The sequence below is a fragment of the Vibrio sp. ABH4_348 genome, assembly GCF_056159765.1.
Window position 1 is genome coordinate 73,119 of record NZ_JBSWVW010000003.1, and the last position, 19,096, is coordinate 92,214.

At 46.2% G+C, this 19,096-nt stretch carries 15 protein-coding genes; 9 read left to right on the forward strand and 6 right to left on the reverse strand.

Annotation, left to right across the window (positions count from 1 at the left end):
- Window positions 1–127: 127 nt before the first annotated feature.
- A complete protein-coding gene (locus ACXAFJ_RS19890; RefSeq protein WP_475325891.1) occupies window positions 128–919 on the forward strand; it encodes an AraC family transcriptional regulator in 792 nt (263 codons plus the stop codon).
- Between the two features lie 105 nt (window positions 920–1,024).
- On the forward strand, window positions 1,025–1,711 hold the full coding sequence (locus ACXAFJ_RS19895) for a LysE family translocator (RefSeq protein ID WP_475325892.1): 687 nt from the start codon (window positions 1,025–1,027) through the stop codon (window positions 1,709–1,711).
- Window positions 1,712–2,348: 637 nt separating this feature from the next.
- On the opposite strand, the gene ACXAFJ_RS19900 is transcribed toward ACXAFJ_RS19895, so the two are convergent.
- Together ACXAFJ_RS19900 and uvrD are read right to left on the reverse strand one after the other, a co-directional pair.
- Window positions 2,349–2,852 carry a prepilin-type N-terminal cleavage/methylation domain-containing protein gene (locus ACXAFJ_RS19900; RefSeq protein ID WP_475325894.1) on the reverse strand — a complete coding sequence of 168 codons (504 nt, stop codon included), beginning with the start codon at window positions 2,850–2,852 and terminating at the stop codon, window positions 2,349–2,351.
- Between the two features lie 94 nt (window positions 2,853–2,946).
- Complete coding sequence (gene uvrD / locus ACXAFJ_RS19905; protein ID WP_475325895.1) at window positions 2,947–5,121, reverse strand: DNA helicase II; 2,175 nt, start codon at window positions 5,119–5,121, stop codon at window positions 2,947–2,949.
- 254 nt (window positions 5,122–5,375) lie between these two features.
- Between uvrD and ACXAFJ_RS19910 the strand changes: the two genes are divergently transcribed.
- From ACXAFJ_RS19910 to ACXAFJ_RS19925, 4 genes are all read left to right on the forward strand, one after another.
- Window positions 5,376–5,636 carry a BufA1 family periplasmic bufferin-type metallophore gene (locus ACXAFJ_RS19910; protein ID WP_475325896.1) on the forward strand — a complete coding sequence of 87 codons (261 nt, stop codon included), beginning with the start codon at window positions 5,376–5,378 and terminating at the stop codon, window positions 5,634–5,636.
- A 63-nt stretch (window positions 5,637–5,699) separates the two neighbouring features.
- The gene (bufB, locus tag ACXAFJ_RS19915; protein WP_475325898.1) at window positions 5,700–6,566 is read left to right on the forward strand and encodes an MNIO family bufferin maturase; all 867 of its coding nucleotides are present in this window, start codon (window positions 5,700–5,702) and stop codon (window positions 6,564–6,566) included.
- Entirely contained in the window at window positions 6,566–7,351 is a 786-nt protein-coding gene (locus tag ACXAFJ_RS19920) for an HvfC/BufC N-terminal domain-containing protein (protein WP_475325899.1), read from the forward strand. Before bufB ends, ACXAFJ_RS19920 begins: the two co-directional genes overlap by 1 nt.
- A 17-nt stretch (window positions 7,352–7,368) precedes the next feature.
- Window positions 7,369–7,821: a DoxX family protein gene (locus ACXAFJ_RS19925; RefSeq protein WP_475325900.1), complete on the forward strand. Its 453-nt coding sequence runs from the start codon at window positions 7,369–7,371 to the stop codon at window positions 7,819–7,821.
- Window positions 7,822–7,917: 96 nt separating this feature from the next.
- On the opposite strand, the gene prlC is transcribed toward ACXAFJ_RS19925, so the two are convergent.
- A complete protein-coding gene (gene prlC, locus ACXAFJ_RS19930; RefSeq protein ID WP_475325902.1) occupies window positions 7,918–9,960 on the reverse strand; it encodes an oligopeptidase A in 2,043 nt (680 codons plus the stop codon).
- A 279-nt stretch (window positions 9,961–10,239) separates the two neighbouring features.
- Here prlC and ACXAFJ_RS19935 point away from each other — a divergent pair, with 279 nt between their 5' ends.
- The 3 genes from ACXAFJ_RS19935 (at window position 10,240) to ACXAFJ_RS19945 (ending at window position 15,725) form a co-directional block, all read left to right on the forward strand.
- Complete coding sequence (locus ACXAFJ_RS19935) at window positions 10,240–11,076, forward strand: 23S rRNA (adenine(2030)-N(6))-methyltransferase RlmJ (RefSeq protein WP_475326000.1); 837 nt, start codon at window positions 10,240–10,242, stop codon at window positions 11,074–11,076.
- Window positions 11,077–11,177: 101 nt separating this feature from the next.
- Window positions 11,178–12,536: a glutathione-disulfide reductase gene (gene gorA / locus ACXAFJ_RS19940; RefSeq protein WP_475325903.1), complete on the forward strand. Its 1,359-nt coding sequence runs from the start codon at window positions 11,178–11,180 to the stop codon at window positions 12,534–12,536.
- 333 nt (window positions 12,537–12,869) lie between these two features.
- The gene (locus tag ACXAFJ_RS19945; protein WP_475325904.1) at window positions 12,870–15,725 is read left to right on the forward strand and encodes a cellulose-binding domain-containing protein; all 2,856 of its coding nucleotides are present in this window, start codon (window positions 12,870–12,872) and stop codon (window positions 15,723–15,725) included.
- Between the two features lie 51 nt (window positions 15,726–15,776).
- Here the strand turns inward: ACXAFJ_RS19945 and ACXAFJ_RS19950 are convergent, their stop codons facing one another.
- The 3 genes from ACXAFJ_RS19950 to ACXAFJ_RS19960 all read right to left on the reverse strand — a co-directional run bounded on the left by ACXAFJ_RS19950 (window position 15,777) and on the right by ACXAFJ_RS19960 (window position 18,870).
- Window positions 15,777–16,739, reverse strand: coding sequence for an SPOR domain-containing protein (locus ACXAFJ_RS19950; RefSeq protein WP_475325906.1), 963 nt, complete (start codon window positions 16,737–16,739; stop codon window positions 15,777–15,779).
- Between the two features lie 209 nt (window positions 16,740–16,948).
- A complete protein-coding gene (locus ACXAFJ_RS19955; protein WP_475325907.1) occupies window positions 16,949–17,890 on the reverse strand; it encodes an ABC transporter permease in 942 nt (313 codons plus the stop codon).
- A 2-nt stretch (window positions 17,891–17,892) separates the two neighbouring features.
- A complete protein-coding gene (locus tag ACXAFJ_RS19960) occupies window positions 17,893–18,870 on the reverse strand; it encodes an ABC transporter permease (RefSeq protein WP_475325909.1) in 978 nt (325 codons plus the stop codon).
- Window positions 18,871–19,096: the final 226 nt, after the last annotated feature.

Here is a 19,096-nt window from a genome sequence, read left to right on the forward strand (position 1 = left end):
ACAAACTGCTGCAAAAGTCAGCTCAAAAGGTCAACACGCCCTAACTGCTTTGATCAAAATTTACAAGCGCACGCTTGGTTCATTAAGTAAATTTGGCGCTGCGCTAATAATCGTGTAAGTTTTGAACATGGACAGAGTTGAATACTTTAAAACCGACACTCAAGCGATCAATTTGATTGACGCAAATTATCAAAAATTTGCGTTTCAGAAACACTATCATCTCGATTTTCATCTTGGGTTAATCACTAAGGGCCAGCAAACTTTCCGATTTGGTGGAGAGAAATACACGGCTGGGCAAGGGCAAATGATTGTCATGCCGCCCGATGAAATTCACGACGGCGAATCTAAGCTAGATACCGGATACCAAGTTCGGGTTTTCTCAATTGAGCCAGAATGGTTAAGTCAATTGGCAGAGCTTAACCGCAGCCAAACGATCAGTTTCAACCAACTCATCATTGACGATCCGTTAGTCTTCAATAAACTCTGCGCACTGCATAAATTGTTGCTCACCTCCAACTTAAGCCAGCTTGCCAAAGATGGACTACCTCTAGAAGGTTTTGAGCTTCTCTTTCAACGATACGGCTCAAGCCAAACTAAAACACCAGTTCCATTGGGAGAGAAGTCCCTGCAGACGCTTCGTGATTATCTGATGGCTAACCTTGACCAAGCGGTGAAGCTGAGTGAGCTCTCTGATCTCGTTGGTTTGTCGCCGACTAAATTTCAACGCCATTTTAAAGCCAAGACTGGTTTTACTCCTTATGCTTGGCTGTCTCGACTTAGGTTAGAGCAAAGCATGCGCTTACTTAAATCCGGCGTACCTAGCACAGAAGTAGCGCAAGAAGTCGGGTTTTACGATCAGGCCCACTTTTGCAAAGCCTTTAAAATTCAATTCGGCGTGTCACCATCGAAGATTAATTAGCTTTCCTAACCCGGCCTATTTCACTTTGTGCAAAAAGTTTACAAGCGCTGTTAAGTTCTATTGCGCAAAATAATCAACAAGATTGATTAACACGGTATCCATACAATGAACGAACTCACCGTTCTTTTTACCTTAGCTTCAGTACACCTGATTGCGCTTATGAGCCCTGGTCCTGATTTCGCGTTGGTTGTACAAAACGCCACTAAACACGGCAGGCAAACAGGTCTCTACATCGCACTTGGTTTGGCGTGCAGTATTACCCTTCACGGAGTTTTTAGCTTAACCGGAGTCAGCTACCTAGTTCAACAAACCCCGACTTTATTTGCACTCTTACAGTTAGCGGGTGCCAGTTACTTGAGTTACTTGGGCTATGGCGCTTTACAAAGTGTGTGGCGAACTTGGAAAAGTAAACGCGAAACGGCTACTTCATGCGAAAGCCCTCAATACAATCAAGTAAGTGCCTTAATACTCAATAGTCGGCGCCATGCATTTCAGCGTGGATTCATCACCAATTTGATAAACCCAAAAGCCTTGGTGTTTTTTGTCAGCTTGGTATCCAGCTTGATCCCCGCAACTATGTCTATGAGCGGCAAAGCAGGCGCTATCGCGATCTTTTTCTTTTTGTCTTTAATTTGGTTTGCCGGACTCGCTTGGTTACTTGCCGCAGAAAGACTACAAAAGAAAATTCAATCTTGGAGTCCTATCATAGATGGCTTATGTGGAATGGTTTTCCTTACCTTAGGAGTGGGTATTTGGCTTCAAGTAATTGGGAGTCTCTTCGCCCTGTTCTAATCCATCCGGCCATTAGCCAATACGCGTGTAAGAGATCTCTCACAATGCATTGCGTTTTTATCTTTATTTCATCTAGAGATAAATCATAAACAAAGCATAAGTATTTGAATAAATTGATTTAGTTATTTTTTGAGCAATATTTACCGTGTTTTATTTGCTCTAGATAATTGCTCAAATTCGTCAGAAGCTTAATATGAATCAAGTCGACAGGATGACGACACGGAATGGAAAGACCACGGATTGGGTCATCTTCAGGAAGAAGATTCGGTTACTCAGGATGAGCAACCAGCACGGATAGCAAAACTGGACATTGAACGGACGCAATAAGTAACTAGGATGGTTACTTCTAAGGACGGGAAATGGACACCTCTGGAAGAGGCAGGACTTATCATCAGGATGATGAAAGGGACACCGCTCAGGGAACAAGTGATGTGAGCTAACTAGGATAGTTAGTGGACCAGGATCAGGTCATGGACACCGCTAGGATGGCGATGAAAGGATTAGGTTGATGGATTCAGCCAGCTTATCAAGGATTTGATGCAGGGAGCACATTCGTAGCTGGATTGCTGCAAGTAAGACTACAACCCCGAAGGGCTCAGCCCTCGGGGTTTTTCTTTTTTGTCCCATCACATATTGTCTAACAGTCATCAGAGACCAGGTTGGTACTGATGCTGCCATCTGCGGCGGACGCCGAAGGATAAAAAATCTCAATCATGCACTTTTTGTTGTCTGCTGGCGCTATTTCCAACAGCGACACCAAAAAATACGCGTTGCTAAAAGCCACACCTGGCGATTTTGTAATAGTTAGAGAACTGTCTAAGCCTGCAAGCGCTCTAGCGGGTGCTGCATTTTTAATGTGTCCGAAGTAACCGATCACATCGGCATTTCCATCGTTATCGGTGTCAATATTAAATACGTCGGAATCAACCGTGGTCTGACTTTGTATGAGCGCTTTAGTGTATACCTGGGTATTGGCGGCCAAAAATGCACTGGCAGCCCCTTGTAGACTTGCCACTCTAGCTTGCTGTTGAAGGTTGAGAAATCGGGGGGCCGCGATAACTGCCAACGCGGCAATAATGACGATGACAGTAATCAGTTCTATCAGAGAAAAACCACGAACATCTAAGGTAAGAGGTTTCAACGGCCATACTCACAAAGTTGCACTTTCACTGAGTATAGCCATAACTGTCACTTTTGCGCGCTTGGCCCTATATAGAAAAGCCTAATTTTACTTGTTACAGGGCTTCTAACTTAGCGTAGGCCGTGACTAACCACTTTATCCCTTCACCATTAAACGCCACCTGGACACGACTTTGAGGACCAGCACCTTCAAAATTGATGATGGTTCCTTCGCCAAATTTAGGGTGTTTCACCCGAGCACCTAGTGAAAAGCCAGTTTCATTAAAGCTTTCTTTAACAACGCTTTGGCTGAACCTCCCTGCACTTGCTGGTCGACTTACTTGCGCCTTCATGCGCACTTCATCTAGGCATGACTCCGGCAATTCTTTAATAAAACGTGACGGCTTGTGGTACTTATCTTGACCGTACAATCGGCGCATCTCAGCGTAAGTGAGATACAACTTCTGCATAGCACGAGTCATTCCGACGTAGCATAGGCGACGCTCTTCTTCCAAACGGCCGGCTTCTTCAACCGACATCTGGCTTGGGAACATGCCCTCTTCGACACCCACCATAAAGACTAAAGGAAACTCCAGACCTTTTGCGCTGTGCAGCGTCATCAACTGCACCGCGTCTTCAAATTCATCCGCCTGCCCTTCGCCAGCTTCCAATGCAGCGTGGGTTAGAAATGCCGTTAACATTGACATTTCATCGGCCTCTTCCGGCTTTTCAAACTGGCGCGTTGCGGTTACCAACTCTTCCAAGTTTTCTATTCGAGCTTTGGATTTTTCGCCTTTCTCTTGCTGGTACATCACAAACAAACCGGACGATTTGATCACATGGTCAGTTTGTTGGTGTAAAGGCAGTTCAGCCGTATCATCTTCAAGCGCGTTGACCAATTCGATGAAACGCCCCAACGCACCTGCTGCTCGGCCAGTCAGCACTTTTTCTTCCAATAACAACTCACTAGCTTGCCACAAGGTACAGCCACGATCTCGAGCAGCAAATCGCACCGTTTCCAGTGTCTTATCACCCAAGCCGCGAGTTGGCGTATTCACCACACGTTCAAAGGCCGCATCGTCATTGCGGTTTGAGATCAGGCGTAAATAGCCCAAAGCGTCTTTGATTTCTTGGCGTTCGAAGAATCGCATACCACCATAGATTCGATATGGTAAACCAGCTTGAATCAGGGCTTCTTCTAACACACGAGATTGGGCATTGTTGCGGTACAACATAGCCGCATCTTGCAGCGCACCGCCTTTGTCTTGCCACTCTTTAATTTTATTTACAGTAAAGCGTGCTTCATCGAGCTCGTTATAGGCGGAATAGACCGAGATTGGCTCGCCTTCTAATCCCTCAGTCCACAACTCTTTACCCATTCGCTCGGTATTATTAGCAATCAAGGTGTTTGAAGCCTGCAAAATCGTTTTGGTAGAGCGGTAGTTCTGCTCAAGGCGTATGGTCTTAACACTAGGGAATTCCACCGTGAACTTTTCAATGTTTTCGACTCGGGCACCACGCCAACCGTAAATTGATTGGTCGTCATCACCCACGATCATCACATGGCTGTCTTGTCCTGCCATCAATCTCAACCACGCGTATTGAATCGCATTGGTGTCTTGAAACTCATCGACCAGAATATGTTTGAATCTGGCTTGATAGTGTTCACGAAGAAACTTGTTGTCTCGAAGTAGCTCCAGTGCTCTTAACAAGATTTCGGCAAAATCCACCAGCCCAGCGCGGTCACAGGCTTCTTGGTAAGTTTGATAAAGCTGCAAATATGTTTTAGTGATTGGATCTTGATAGGTATCGATATGAGATGGGCGCAGCCCTTCGTCTTTTTTGCCGTTAATCCACCAAGCCACTTGGCGCGCAGGCCACTGTTTATCATCCAGATTTTGCGCTTTAATCAGACGTTTCAACAAACGTTGTTGATCATCGCTGTCTAGAATCTGAAAGTCTTCTGGTAACTTGGCATCCAGATAATGCGCGCGAAGAATACGATGACAGATCCCGTGAAACGTACCATTCCACATACCCGAAGCACTACCCATCATTAACTCTTCAATGCGCCCACGCATTTCAGCCGCCGCTTTATTGGTGAAGGTCACTGACATGATCGAAAACGGTGATGCTTGCTCAACCGACATCAACCAAGCTATTCGATGTACCAAAACTCGTGTTTTACCACTGCCGGCACCCGCTAATACCAACAAATTTTCTAACGGAGCACCGACGGCTTCGCGTTGTTTTTCGTTGAGACCATCAAGCAATAAAGAAGGATCAATCATGTCAAAAAAGCACTGGGTATTTATACATAATGACGCAGTATAACGTAATTTAGCGCAATTTTTTTGTACTTTTTAAGTCCTTATTTTTCATACAGATACTCTTTTCTTTCCATCGTCTTGAAAAATATTTTGAAATATTTCTGAGCCGCCGCCTATCTTTTTGATTGAGCGAGATGATGAAAAAAACACCAACTCATCACTTGCAAATACAACATCAAAAAATCACGGAAAGTAAAGAAACTGAGGAATACACAATGAAAAAATCAAATCTTGCTGTTACTGCTGCTGTTACTGGTCTACTTGCTATGGGTGGCACACTTCTTACCGCTGGTACCGTTGCAGCGGCAGAAAAAGAAAAATGCTATGGCGTATCCAAAGCGGGTAAAAATGACTGTGCGACCAACAGTAGCTCTTGCGCAGGTACCGCCAAAGAAGACAACCAAAGCGATGCATTTGTTGTGGTTCCAAAGGGTTTGTGTGACAAACTTGTTGGTGGCAGCACTTCGTCATCTTAATCAACTAATCTTTAAGGGCATCTCCATTGATGCCCTCATTTTTCCCGCTAAGAGCCGCCTTACATGACAAACACCAACCAATCTCAAATTCATGACCTAACTGGCGTCGGCTTACGTCATCCACACTATGACTTTTTCATCGAAAACACACCTGCAGTGGGCTGGCTAGAAATACACAGTGAAAACTATTTCGAACCCTATTCAGTGGCGCGAAACGTGCTCAACCAATTAAAAACGCGTTACCCAATCAGTTGTCATGGAGTAGGTTTGTCGTTGGGCAGCGTTGCACAGCCCGATCAACAACACATCCTTAGGCTTAAAAACCTAATCGATGACGTAACACCATTTTTGGTCTCAGAGCATCTAAGCTGGAGTGAAAACGGTGGGCATCACTTTAACGACTTGCTACCACTGCCCTACACTGAAGAAGCCTTGGATGTGTTTTGCCGCAATGTACTTTTGGTTCAAGATGCCTTAAAGCGCCCTATCGCGATTGAGAACCCATCCAGCTATCTGTCATTCAAACACTCCACCATTCCTGAGTGGGAGTTTTTAAATGCGGTTCAGAAAAGAACCGACTGCCAATTACTACTCGATCTGAACAATATCCATGTCTCCGGTTTTAATCATGGTTTCGATAGTCGTCACTATCTGAATTCAATACCAAAAGAAAAAGTAGTTGAAATCCATTTGGCCGGTTTCACCATCAAAAATCTTGAGCAAGGTGAAATTTGGATAGATACCCATAGCAAGCCAGTTTCTCAAGAAGTCTGGGATTTGTACCGCTATTGGTTGACGATCGCTGCTCCTGTTCCAACCTTAATTGAATGGGATCTCGACATTCCTGATCCCGAAGTCTTGTTGTCTGAAATGAGCAAGGCTCAGCGATTGCTTAGTGACCACCTTTCACAAAACGAAGCGGTTGTATAATGATGGAAACTGCAAACAGTAATCTTGCGGCAATTCAAAACGCTTTTTCCAAGGCATTAAAACGCGAAGGTGATGTCACAGACTGCCATATTGTCAGCAATCAGTTCAGTGATGAACAACGGCTACAAATTTATCGCAATAACTATGTGTTCTCTCTAGTTGAAAACCTTGAAAATACTTACTCAACCGTCCGCCAACTGGTTGGCCACGACTGCTTTGAAGCGTTAGCCAAAGCCCATGTCCTGGCATCACCTCTGCAAGAAGGCAACATCAACCGGTATGGTGCCGATTTTGACCAAACCATAGAATGCTTCACCAACATCACCGAACCTGTGCCCTATTTACCTGATATGGCGAAGCTTGAGTGGTTGCTCGATCTTGCGCGCCAGAACAGAGAAGCTTCACCGTCACCAGCATGTTTGCCACTCGAAAATTTAGCAGCACTGACACCGGAGCAGCAAAGCCAAGCTTACCTGGTCTTAGACCCGAGTTGCTTAACTTATCAGTTTGATTTTTCAGTGGTCTCGTTGTTTCACGCGATTCAGGCTGACAATATCGATGGATTGAAGCTAGACGACCCTGAATGGGGATTGTTTGGGTGTGATTTGTACTCAGTACCTTGGTGTACTCAGGTAGATGAAAAAACACATCAGTTGCTTCAAACCATTCAAAATCAAACCCAGCTTGGTGACATAGGTGAAAACTTGCTCGAATACTTACCGCGGCTGTTTCCACTCAACATCGTCATTGGATTTACCCTACCTCATTCGTTAACGGAACATTAGAACTAGGAGAGTGTCACATGTCATCTCGTTATTCCGCTTTGTTATCCAACTACGATAGCCTTATACAACGTGTTCAAACCGCCCTCGTTCCATGGTTACTTTTGTTTTTCCGCCTATGGGTGGCATGGGTGTTTTTTAAGTCAGGACTCACCAAGATTGCTTCTTGGGATAGCACCTTGTTTTTGTTTGAGTTGGAATACCAAGTCCCGCTGTTACCATGGGAATTAGCTGCCTATCTGGGAACCGGCGCCGAATTGATTCTGCCCGTGTTTTTGGCGCTAGGGTTATTGACTCGCCCGATGGCATTGGCCTTGTTTGTCTTCAATATCATCGCGGTCGTATCTTACCCTGTGTTGTGGGATAAAGGTTTTTACGACCATCAGCTATGGGGGCTGATGTTACTGAATGTCGTGATTTGGGGACCGGGTTTCGTCTCTATCGACCACTTTGCTCGCAAGAAATTTAGCTAACCTTGTACGCTGTAGTGGAGCATCCCGTACATAAAAAAACGTCCTCGCTGTGAGGACGTTTTTTAGTTCAATAGGCATAGAGCTCAATAGGTAGAGTTACGCCGCAATTCCGCTATGTCGCAACAAGGCATCGATTTGAGGCTCGCGACCACGGAAGCGTTTAAATAGCTCCATGGGTTCTTCACTACCCCCCATTTCCAAGATGTTTTCTAGGAAGCTCTGGCCCGTTTCGGTATTGAAGATTCCTTCTTCTTCAAAGCGTCCAAACGCATCAGAAGACAGAACCTCGGCCCATAAGTAGCTGTAGTAACCTGCGCTGTAGCCACCTGCAAAAATATGACTGAATGAATGAGACTGACGCGCCCATTCAGCTGCCGGCAATACACCGACACGCGATTTGATCTCTTTCGACGTTTCCAGCACTTTTGGCCCTTCTTCTGGGTCGTAGTTGGTGTGCAACGTGAAGTCGAACAAACCAAATTCCAGCTGACGTAAAATGAACATCGCCGATTGGAAGTTCTTCGCCGCCAACATTTTTTCTAACATCGCTTTTGGCAGCGGCTCATTCGTCTCATAGTGACCAGAGATAAACGCCAGCGCTTCTTCTTGCCAACACCAGTTTTCTAAGAATTGGCTAGGCAGTTCGACCGCATCCCATGGCACGCCGTTAATACCTGAAACCGCGCCATTCTCTACTTGCGTCAACATATGGTGAATACCGTGACCAAATTCATGGAACAAAGTCGTCACTTCATCGTGCGTAAACAAAGCAGGTTTGTCGCCAACCGGGCGGTTGAAGTTACATACTAGGTACGCCACTGGGGTTTGTAGCTCGCCAGATTGATTAATACGACGCACACGACATTCGTCCATCCACGCACCACCGCGCTTGTGCTCACGAGCGTACAAATCGAGATAGAAGCTGCCGCGTAAGGTGCCTTCGCCATCAAAGATATCAAAGAAACGAACCGATTCATGCCAAGTATCAACATCAAAGCGCTCTTCAACCGACATGGCAAATACGCGCTTTAAGACTTCAAACAAGCCTGTAAGTGCGCGTTGCTCAGGGAAGTAGGGTCTCAAGCTTTCATCTGAGATTTCAAACAAATGCTGTTTTTGTTTTTCTGCATAGTAAGCAATGTCCCACAGTTCGAGGGCCTCAACACCGAACTCTTGTTTGGCAAAGGCACGCAATTCTTCAACTTCCTTCAAGCCCTGCGGACGCGCTTTAGTTGCCAAATCATTGAGGAAAGTCAGAACCTGATCCGGTGTCTCCGCCATCTTGGTCGCTAGTGATTTTTCGCTATAGCAGTTAAAGCCGAGTAGCTTGGCAATCTCATGGCGAAGCTTCAGCTGCTCATTAATAATTTCGCTGTTATCCCACTGACCCGCATTTGGACCACGATCTGAAGCACGAGTATTAAACGCTTCGTATAACTCGCGGCGCAACGCTTGGTTATCACAGTAGGTCATGACTGGCATGTAAGAAGGGACTTCAAGTGTAAGCAAATAGCCTTCTTTTTCTTTAGCTTGAGCCGCCGCTTGCGCCGCTTCTAATGCCGATTCAGGCAGCCCTGCCAATTCTGCTTTGTCAGTAATGTGTTTCGACCAACCCATGGTGGCATCTAACACATTATTGGAAAATTTTGAGCTCAGCTCAGACATACGCTTGCTGATCTCACCGTATCTGTGTTGCTCATCGGCAGGTAAGCCAATGCCAGACAATTCAAAGTCACGCAGAGAATCCGTGACGGTTTTTTGCTGAGCGCGAGTCAAAGAAGCAAAGGCCTCACTTTCTTTGATCGCTTTGTATGCTTCAAACAAGCCTTTGTGCTGTCCAACCCAAGTACCGTATTCTGACAAAAGCGGTAGACAGCTTTCGTAGGCTTCGCGCAGCTCTTCGCCGTTTACGACAGCATTCATGTGGCCTACCGGTGACCAAATTCGGCTTAATCGGTCATCCACTTGTTCAATTGGTGCGATTAAATTTTCCCAAGTTGGCTGACTATTGCCTTGCAATACTTCTTCGATCTTTGCACGACAATCGGTAATTGCTTGCTCAACTGCAGGCTTAATATGCTCTGGTTTAATTTGAGAAAAAGGCGGTAAGTCAGTAAAACTTAACAGTGGATTAGACATGTGTGGCGTTCCTTGTTTGTCACCGGAATCCGTTTTGCCATCAACACACTAGTGCTCGGCAAAACGCTGTGTATAAGAATAAATATAGCCAGCGACCACGAATTTCAATACAGCGCACTTGTGTTGCATCCTAAAACACTCATTTTGTGCTGTTTGGTCACGCCTTGTAACGTTTTTGTTGTGCTTAACCACTCAAGATAGAAAGTCGGGTTGAGCAGTTTAACCGCGAAAGTTGCGGTATACTGCCAGCAGTTTTTACGACATTTCAGAGAAACCATTGTGCTCAGTTATCGCCACAGTTTTCACGCGGGCAACCATGCCGATGTAATCAAACACATAGTGCAAAGCCTGATCCTGCAATCTTTAAAACAGAAGGAAAAACCTTTTGTTTACCACGATACCCACTCGGGTGTAGGTCGCTACGATTTGACCCATGAATGGTCGGAAAAAACTGGAGAATTCAAACTTGGCATAGCCAAAGTATGGCAGCAAGACGCCGACGAACTGCTACAACCTTATTTTGACGCAATTTCTGCCATCAATTCAGGTGAAGGCTTACGCTACTACCCAGGCTCTCCGCGCGTAGCTCGGCATTTAATTCGCCAGCAAGATCGCATGGTACTAACTGAACTTCACCCAAGCGATCATCCATTGCTTGAACAAGAGTTTCACCGTGACCGTCAAGTCTCGATTTATAAAGAAGATGGCTTCAAAAGACTCAAGGCTAGCTTGCCGCCACAAGAAAGACGCGGTTTGGTGCTGATTGATCCTCCTTACGAGTTAGCCAAAGAATATCGAGACGTAGTCAATGCCATAGCGCAAAGCTACAAACGCTGGCAAACCGGTATTTACGCTATCTGGTACCCAGTGGTTAATCGCTGCGATATTGATGACTTGTGTGATGGTCTAAAAGAATTAGGAATTCGTAAGATTCTGCAAATCGAGTTAGGTGTAAGTCCTGATACCGACGAACACGGCATGACGGCCTCTGGCATGATCGTTATCAACCCGCCTTGGAAGTTAGAACAACAGATGCAAGAATTGTTACCTAAACTCAAGAAAGCAATTGCCCCGGCAACCGGTCATTACACTTTGGAATGGCTAGTTCCTGAGTAGAAAGCCGTATTAGGTTAAGGGTTGCATTTGCACCCTTTTACCCCCACAACTTTAATAACAAACTAATACCACGAATAACGTGAAAAAATCTGGAGAAAGGAATGGCGACTCATCACTTTGATTACATTTGTATCGGCGGCGGCAGCGGCGGTATCGCTTCGGCTAATCGTGCAGCCATGTACGGTGCAAAAGTGGCGCTTATTGAAGCGAAAGACCTAGGTGGCACCTGTGTAAACGTGGGCTGTGTACCAAAGAAAGTGATGTGGCACGGTGCTCAGATCGCGGAAGCGATGAACCTATATGCGCCAGACTACGGTTTTGATGTGGATGTGAAAGGCTTTGATTGGAACAAACTCGTTGAAAGCCGCCAAGCCTATATTGGCCGTATTCATCAAGCGTACGACCGTGTGTTGGGCAACAACAAGATCGAAGTCATCCAAGGCTTTGCCAAGTTTGTCGATGCCAAAACAGTTGAAGTGAATGGCGAGCATTATACCGCCGACCACATCTTAATCGCTGTCGGCGGACGCCCTACTATTCCAAATATTCCCGGAGCAGAGCACGGTATTGATTCTAATGGCTTCTTTGAATTGGACGCTAAGCCAGAGCGCGTTGCCGTTATTGGTGCAGGTTATATCGCCGTAGAAATCGCTGGTGTGTTACACGCGCTAGGCAGCGAAACTCATCTCTTTGTTCGCAAAGAGTCGCCACTGCGTAGCTTTGACCCTATGGTTATCGATACCTTAGTTGAAGTAATGAACACTGAAGGCCCAACCCTTCACACCCACTCAGTGCCTAAAGAAGTGGTTAAAGAAGCCGATGGCAGCCTAACACTTCACCTAGAAAACGGTAACACCCAAAACGTTGACACCTTGATTTGGGCAATTGGTCGCCATCCAACGACTGATGCCATCAACTTATCGGCTACTGGTGTAGAAACGAATGATGGCGGCTACATTAAAGTGGATGAATATCAGCAAACTAACGTTGAGGGTATCTACTGTGTGGGCGACATTATGGAAGGCGGTATTGAGCTAACTCCAGTTGCAGTTAAAGCCGGTCGTCAGCTATCTGAGCGTCTGTTTAACGGTAAAACCAACGCGAAGATGGACTACAACCTAGTACCAACCGTCGTCTTTAGCCACCCACCAATTGGCACAATTGGCCTAACCGAGCCAGAAGCCAAAGCGCAATACGGTGAAGACAACATCAAGGTTTACACCTCAACCTTTACAGCAATGTACACTGCGGTCACTCAGCACCGTCAACCTTGTAAGATGAAGCTAGTGTGTGCCGGTGAAGAAGAAACCGTCGTCGGTCTTCACGGCATTGGCTTTACCGTCGATGAAATGATCCAAGGCTTTGGCGTAGCCATGAAGATGGGCGCAACCAAAGCAGACTTTGATTCTGTTGTCGCGATTCACCCAACGGGCTCTGAAGAGTTCGTGACTATGCGTTAATGACTAGAATTAATGGCTAGCGCTAATTACTGACTCAGTTTACTGCCAGTAAGACAGATAAAGACCACCGATAAATTGGTGGTCTTTTGGTTTGGGTAAAAAAAACAAAAATCGTACACTGATCCAAAGTACACAAAACATGACCAATGTGTCGAAATCTAATACTTTTTTCTACTGCTGATACACTCCGGCTGAGCCTTCACTCGAAAAGCATTTAACCCATCCAAATACTCATTTGAGTAGCACTAAAACAGCGACCAACATACTTAGGTATTGGCTCGTTGTTCTGTCTTGCCAATCACCTCAAACACCCTACATTCAAGGTGACATACCATGACAACATTTAGAAAAACCAAGTTGGTATTAGCAGTGGCAATCGCTGCCGGTGCCGCAAGCCCACTGCCGGCGCTTGCAAACCTTTGTGCCAACATAAACGAATACCCCAACTGGCCACAAACCGATTGGGAAGGCAAACCGAGTCACGCCAATAAGGGTGACCAAATGCACTACCAAGGCAAAGCTTACACCGCCAATTACTGGACTAAATCGATTCCTGGTTCAGATGGTTCTTGGACTTTTGCTTTTAACTGTGACGACACACCCGGACCAAACCCGACAACGGCTGAGCTACTAATTCGCAAAGATCCGGTAAACCTCAATGTTGCTGGTTGGCCTGCCAAGCTAGCACTGGGTACTTACACAAACAATTCAACCGCTTTGAATACGGAGCTCGCGAATGCGCAAGTCGATTCTCTATTTAGCCCTGTTGCCACAGCCGCTGAAACCTTAGCAACATTGCAACAAGCACGAGCAGTAGAACAAACTAGCTCTGCTAACTCAGTTGTACCCGTCACCTCTGTATCCACAGCATCAGGTATGGGTGATACCGACATTCTCAACTACACCAATTTGGTCGCTCAATACCAAAATCTGATCCACATTGCCGCACAAGTACAGGCCTTCAAAGATGCCAATCACCAAACACCGGGCTCCATTATTTTAAACGAAGACCTATTAGCAGCGTGGCAGAAAAATCGGACCGGATTTGATACCACTTACGGAACTGACACAGCACTAACCGCGATACAAGTAAAACGCGCATTGCGTGAGGCGATTGCGAATGCAGCCAACTTAACCGTCACCTCCGCATCAGGCACTTCTCAAGCGTTAAGCAGTGCCTACGATCTTGTTGCGATAGATTCAGCGGTGAGCGCACTTGAAGACAATATCAAGGGTTGGGTCGCGTCACAGAACTTTGTGATTGAGCAGTTTGCAAAAGACGCCACCTACGGTTGGTCATTAAGCGTTGATAATCCAGGCACAACTAATTGGGTACATCAAGACTACGCCGGATTGCGCGCCACATGGAATGCATCATCTCAGTCTGTCGTTGCTTTCCTAAACCAGCTCGGTGCCTATAGCAATCCAGATGCAAAACCTGACTTCTTAGCCTTCAAACAAAGTGACAACAATGGCTTATCTACGGCTGGACGCACTCAACATGCCTTTGGTCCAATCGCATGGGATAACTACCTTATCTATGTCAAACAGGTCACCGACTCCACCAATGCACCTGCCATGTTGTACAAACTGCCTGGTGCGCACCTTGGCACCACAGCCCATACCGGTAACTATGATGTTGCAACACAAGGTGGCACAGCAGCATCTTACTTCTTTGGCGATAAGACACTAGGCAGCTCAGCGGCTAACTTGCGCAGTGACGTAGCCTCAGTTGCATTGGATAGCGCGACCTATGGTGTGTCTTCAGTCTCAGCTTTGGTTGAGCAAGAAGGGTACGATTGGGGCGTTAGCCAGTTGCGTAGGGCCGCACACAGCAATGTGTTCTCAATTCTATGGGGAAGTGAAACGTCCACTCCGGTTGTTTCCGCCACGGCCAATACCGATTGGCTAAAAGCTAAGGTCGCCGCCTATCAGGCAAACACTATTCCTACCTATTACATCCCAGAAACCTTGGTAGAAACGCCGCTTACATCGATTCCCGCGCTCAACACAGACCTAGCCAGTGTTGAAACCGCGATGAATAATGAGGCCTTCTTATGGGAGTACGCTCAAGCCAAATGGAAACCTTCTACCTTATATAAATGGAATGACTTCCTCACCGCGCTTAATTCCATGCACAACATCGGTGTGGCGGGTAACAAGTTCTGGTTGATTGATCCCAATGCCGATGTGGAAACCAACAAGAAATACGCCAAAGTCGCGATAGCCGCTTTCCTTGCGCAGAGTATGAAAGAAACCATTCGCTACAACGCGTGTGATGAAAACAACTGGGCGCAAATCAAGTATGGGGCAGCAACGGATTACCCAATCAGCGCATCATGTGGTCAGCTCGGTCAAAACTATGCTGATTATGGTGTTAACCCAGTCACAGGGGTTGACCATCCGTATTCTTGCCCGCGCAACAGCAAGTTTGAAATGTCCGCCAACACCCATGCTGGTTGGTATGGCGCGCCTGCTCCTATGTTTGTCGCCCCTGATGCTGTGATGCAAGAGGAAGGCAAGCTGGTTGGAGGCGCAGTTGGTCGCTGGAACCACAATGGCGAGCACTGCAACACTAGCCCGACATCAATCGATGAAAATCAACAAGTGTGGGAGCGTGAGAAGTGTAAAACCTACGTGGGTCAGAAAGCTGGAAACTTCCAATGGGATGGCAGTAGCCAAAAATCCATTGAAGGTTGTGGCTGGTGGGGCCGTGGCGTAATTCAAACCACAGGACGTCAAAATTTCGGTACTTTGAACCACTTTATCGGACGTAGCCATGTCGACCCTGAAACCATAGGTACCACGATTGAAGGTGTATTGGTGGAAGCACCACCGGCCAACCCTTTGTATGCAAACCTAGATTTATGCTCTAACCCGCAATACATCTGTTCTACCGAAGTTCACAAAGAAATCAAATGGCTAGCTGGCCTCTTCTATTGGGTGACGTCTGTGCAAGCCTACGATGACGCTGGTGGCAATTACGCCAACTGGAACTACTACAACGAGCTAAAAGCGTATGTGGATGGCGGTTTGGTGGGAACTAAGTTTATCGATGACATCTCTGGCATCGTAAACCGTGGCTGTCCAGACAAAACCTGTCCAATTAGTGGTCCAGTAGATGGTTTAGGCGACCGACGCGACAACTTCAAACTTGTACTGCAGAAACTTGGGTTAAATCCACAGTAGGTCTAACTGAATTCTAGAAATACCAAATGGAGCGTTTTATCCGCTCCATTTTTATTTCACGCACATTACATTCAACAGTGAATCCCCATTGAGCTTGACCACCTTGCCTGAAGTGAATAAACCCTGCATTCCTTCCCCCCAATAAGGCAGATGCATAGGCCAGTTGTCTTGGTTCATTAACTTGGCATCAAGCAGGGTTTGCCAATCGGCGTTGTTGGGTAAACGCATCGACAGCTTAGTACATACCGATTTGGCTTTGCCAAAATCCACACGGTTCCATGGCAGTTTGTGTTCCATGTAAAACTGCTCTTTTGTGTCAGTCCAGAATGGAACAGTAAAATCTAACCCAGCTATGGCAGCGGTACGGCGGATTTCAATTCGTGAATCAGATTGAGTGGGTGTGGCTACCTGCCCTGCTTTTGGCGGGGTTTTCAACGTTCGTCTAACTTTAGGCTGATCACTGTTAGGTTCATTTGCCACAGGATCTGGCTGCGCCATCATCTTTTTGACCGGCTTTGTTACTGACTGTTGTGCTGGCATTTTTGCAGCGGCCGGAGGCTTGGTCTTTGACTTAGACGTGGCATTACTGTGCGGTGCTTTATGTCGCTCAACTTCTCGAATAAATGCATCACTGTAGCGCGACATGCGCTTAATACTGGTGAGCTCGGTTTTGGCTACCGATAAATCCGTGTATGGCCCAATTAGGCAACGATATCCGTTTTTGTAGGGCTTCAACCAGACATTGGTGGAAATGTTGGCATACAGCGGTTTAGCGCCTTCTAGAGACAAAGCTTGGTCTAAGATGCCGCATTGCAACCAAAAGACTGAGTTGGAGCCTTTAGCCGCGCGATTACCCCACATGCCATCGCCAATTGGGCAGCTTTGTGCGAGCACTGGTAGTTCGTTTGTGCTCGCTTGGGTGGCATCACACAAAAAATGTTCCGCGCTTGCGGTGGTCGGCACTAACGCCAAGCCCATTGCAACTGCCAATAGGGTTAGGTGGTTTCCATTCATATCTAACATCCTACGTCTTGTCTCTACATCTTAGAAAGCGCCAATAAATTACCGTGGAAATGACTTGCCGCTGTTTAGCCTAGTTAACAATAAACGGTGTCTATTTAGCGCTAGTTTATGAAAATTCAGCAAAATTTAAGCCAAAAAAAGAGCCGTAATAGTACGGCTCTTAGTTAAGGCGAAAAAGTTAGCAATTGCCAGCGCTTAGATCACCCTTTGTAGATTTTCGGGTTGAATACGTCACGTAAGAAGTCGCCCAATAGGTTAATCACCAATACTAGAGCAACCAGAACCACACCAGGGAAGGCAGTAATCCACCACGAGCCCGAGAATATGTAGTTAAAGCCGATACTGATCAACGCACCCAATGATGGTTGGTCTACCGGCAAACCCAAACCTAGGAATGATAGCGCCGCCTCGGACATGATCGCGTTCGCGACCTGTACGGTTGAGATAACCAAGATTGGCGACAAACAGTTCGGTAAAATGTGGCGGAACATAATACGAGGCGCTTTAAAGCCCATGACTTTTGCTGCTTCTACGTATTCTTTTTTCTTCTCAGCCAATACCGATGCACGGATAGTACGAGCGTATTGCGGCCATTCTGCGACACCGATGATCACGACAAGCATCACCACCGCATATTGACTAAAGAATTCACCACCAAAACTGGCCTTAAAGATAGCCGATACAATGATCGCAACCATCATAGTTGAGAACGACAACTGAACATCAGCAAAACGCATCAAGAAGCTATCGATACGACCGCCGAAGTAACCTGCCGATAGGCCAATGATAATACCCAAAATAAGCTGAAGGCCAACTGCCATAAAACCAATGGTCAGTGACAATCGAGAACCATAAAGAATGGTCGAGAAGATATCACGGCCTTGCTCATCGGTACCCAGTAGGAATCGCTCGTCACCGTCTTCCATCCAAGAAGGTGGTAATTCTGAGTCCAAAATATCAATCGAAGACAAGTCGTATGGATCAGTCGGTGCAATCAGTGGTGCAGCCAATGCAGCGATTAAGAACACCATGAATACAGAAAAACTGAACATGGCCACTTTGTCTTTCTTGAAGTAGTACAAGAAATCGGATTCTTTAAAACGCGCCCACAGTGAAGGAGCGGCATTACTGGTATTGCTCATGATTATGCTCCTTTACCTGTTAGATTAACCGTTGGGTTGATGATGCCATACAGCAAGTCAACGATGGTGTTGGTGACAACGAAGATAAGTCCAACAAAAATAACGTACGCGGTGATAAGCGGTGTGTCGACTCGGTTAATCGCTTCAAGGAACAAGAAGCCTGTGCCTGGCCATTGGAATACGGTTTCAGTCAAAATGGTGTAAGCCACCATAGTACCGATTTGTACGCCACCAACGGTTAACACTGGCAACATGGTATTTTTCAATGCGTGCTGGTAGTAAACCTTGCGCTGTTCAAGACCTTTTGCCTTGGCAAACTTTACGTACTCAGAACTCAATACTTCCAACATTTCTGAACGTACTAAGCGGATAAACAGCGGCAACATAATGGAAGATAACGCTACACACGGCAAAATTAGGTGTGATAAGCCATCAAGGGTGAAGAACCCAGACTCCCAGCCGAGCACATTGACCGTATCCCCTCGCCCATAAGACGGCAGCCAATTCAGCTCAATCGAGAATACGTACATCAGCATGATTGCGGTTAAGAACACCGGAATCGAAATACCAATCGAGCTACCCGCCATGACTATTTTCGTCAAAATACTATTTGGTTTAATCGCCGAGTAAACTCCGAGTGGGACTGAGAAAAAGATAATAATTAGTGTGGCACCAAAAACGAGTTCTAACGTCGCCACTAGCTTATCGAGAATAACCTCAACCGCCGGGCGCTTAAAAAAGTAGGATGTGCCAAGATCGCCTTGTACAGCATTGCTAACAAAACGCGTGTATTTGGTAATGAATGGATCGTTGAGGCCGAGCTCATCACGAAGCGCTTGACGCTCTTCTTCAGAAACCGACTGACCAACTAGCTCGCGCAACGGATCGCCAAGATTGTCTTGGATGGCAAACGCCACCAAACTGATCACAAACATCACTATCAGTGCCTGAAACAGGCGCTTGACGAGAAACGTAAACATTCCTTGCCCCTTAACTATCCATAAATATCGTGTCACGGATATTGTGTAAGCTTTCAGTCTGCAATTCTTTTTAATTCACGATAATCGTAAATTTATAAAAATGGTGCTCAACTCGACTGAAAGAAAAAGTTAAGCACCCTTTGCTCATAAAGTAATTACTCACAAAGCAATTACTCATAAAGAGTGCAGTGGTTAAATGAGCCTGCAACGACAAGCCTGACTTTGA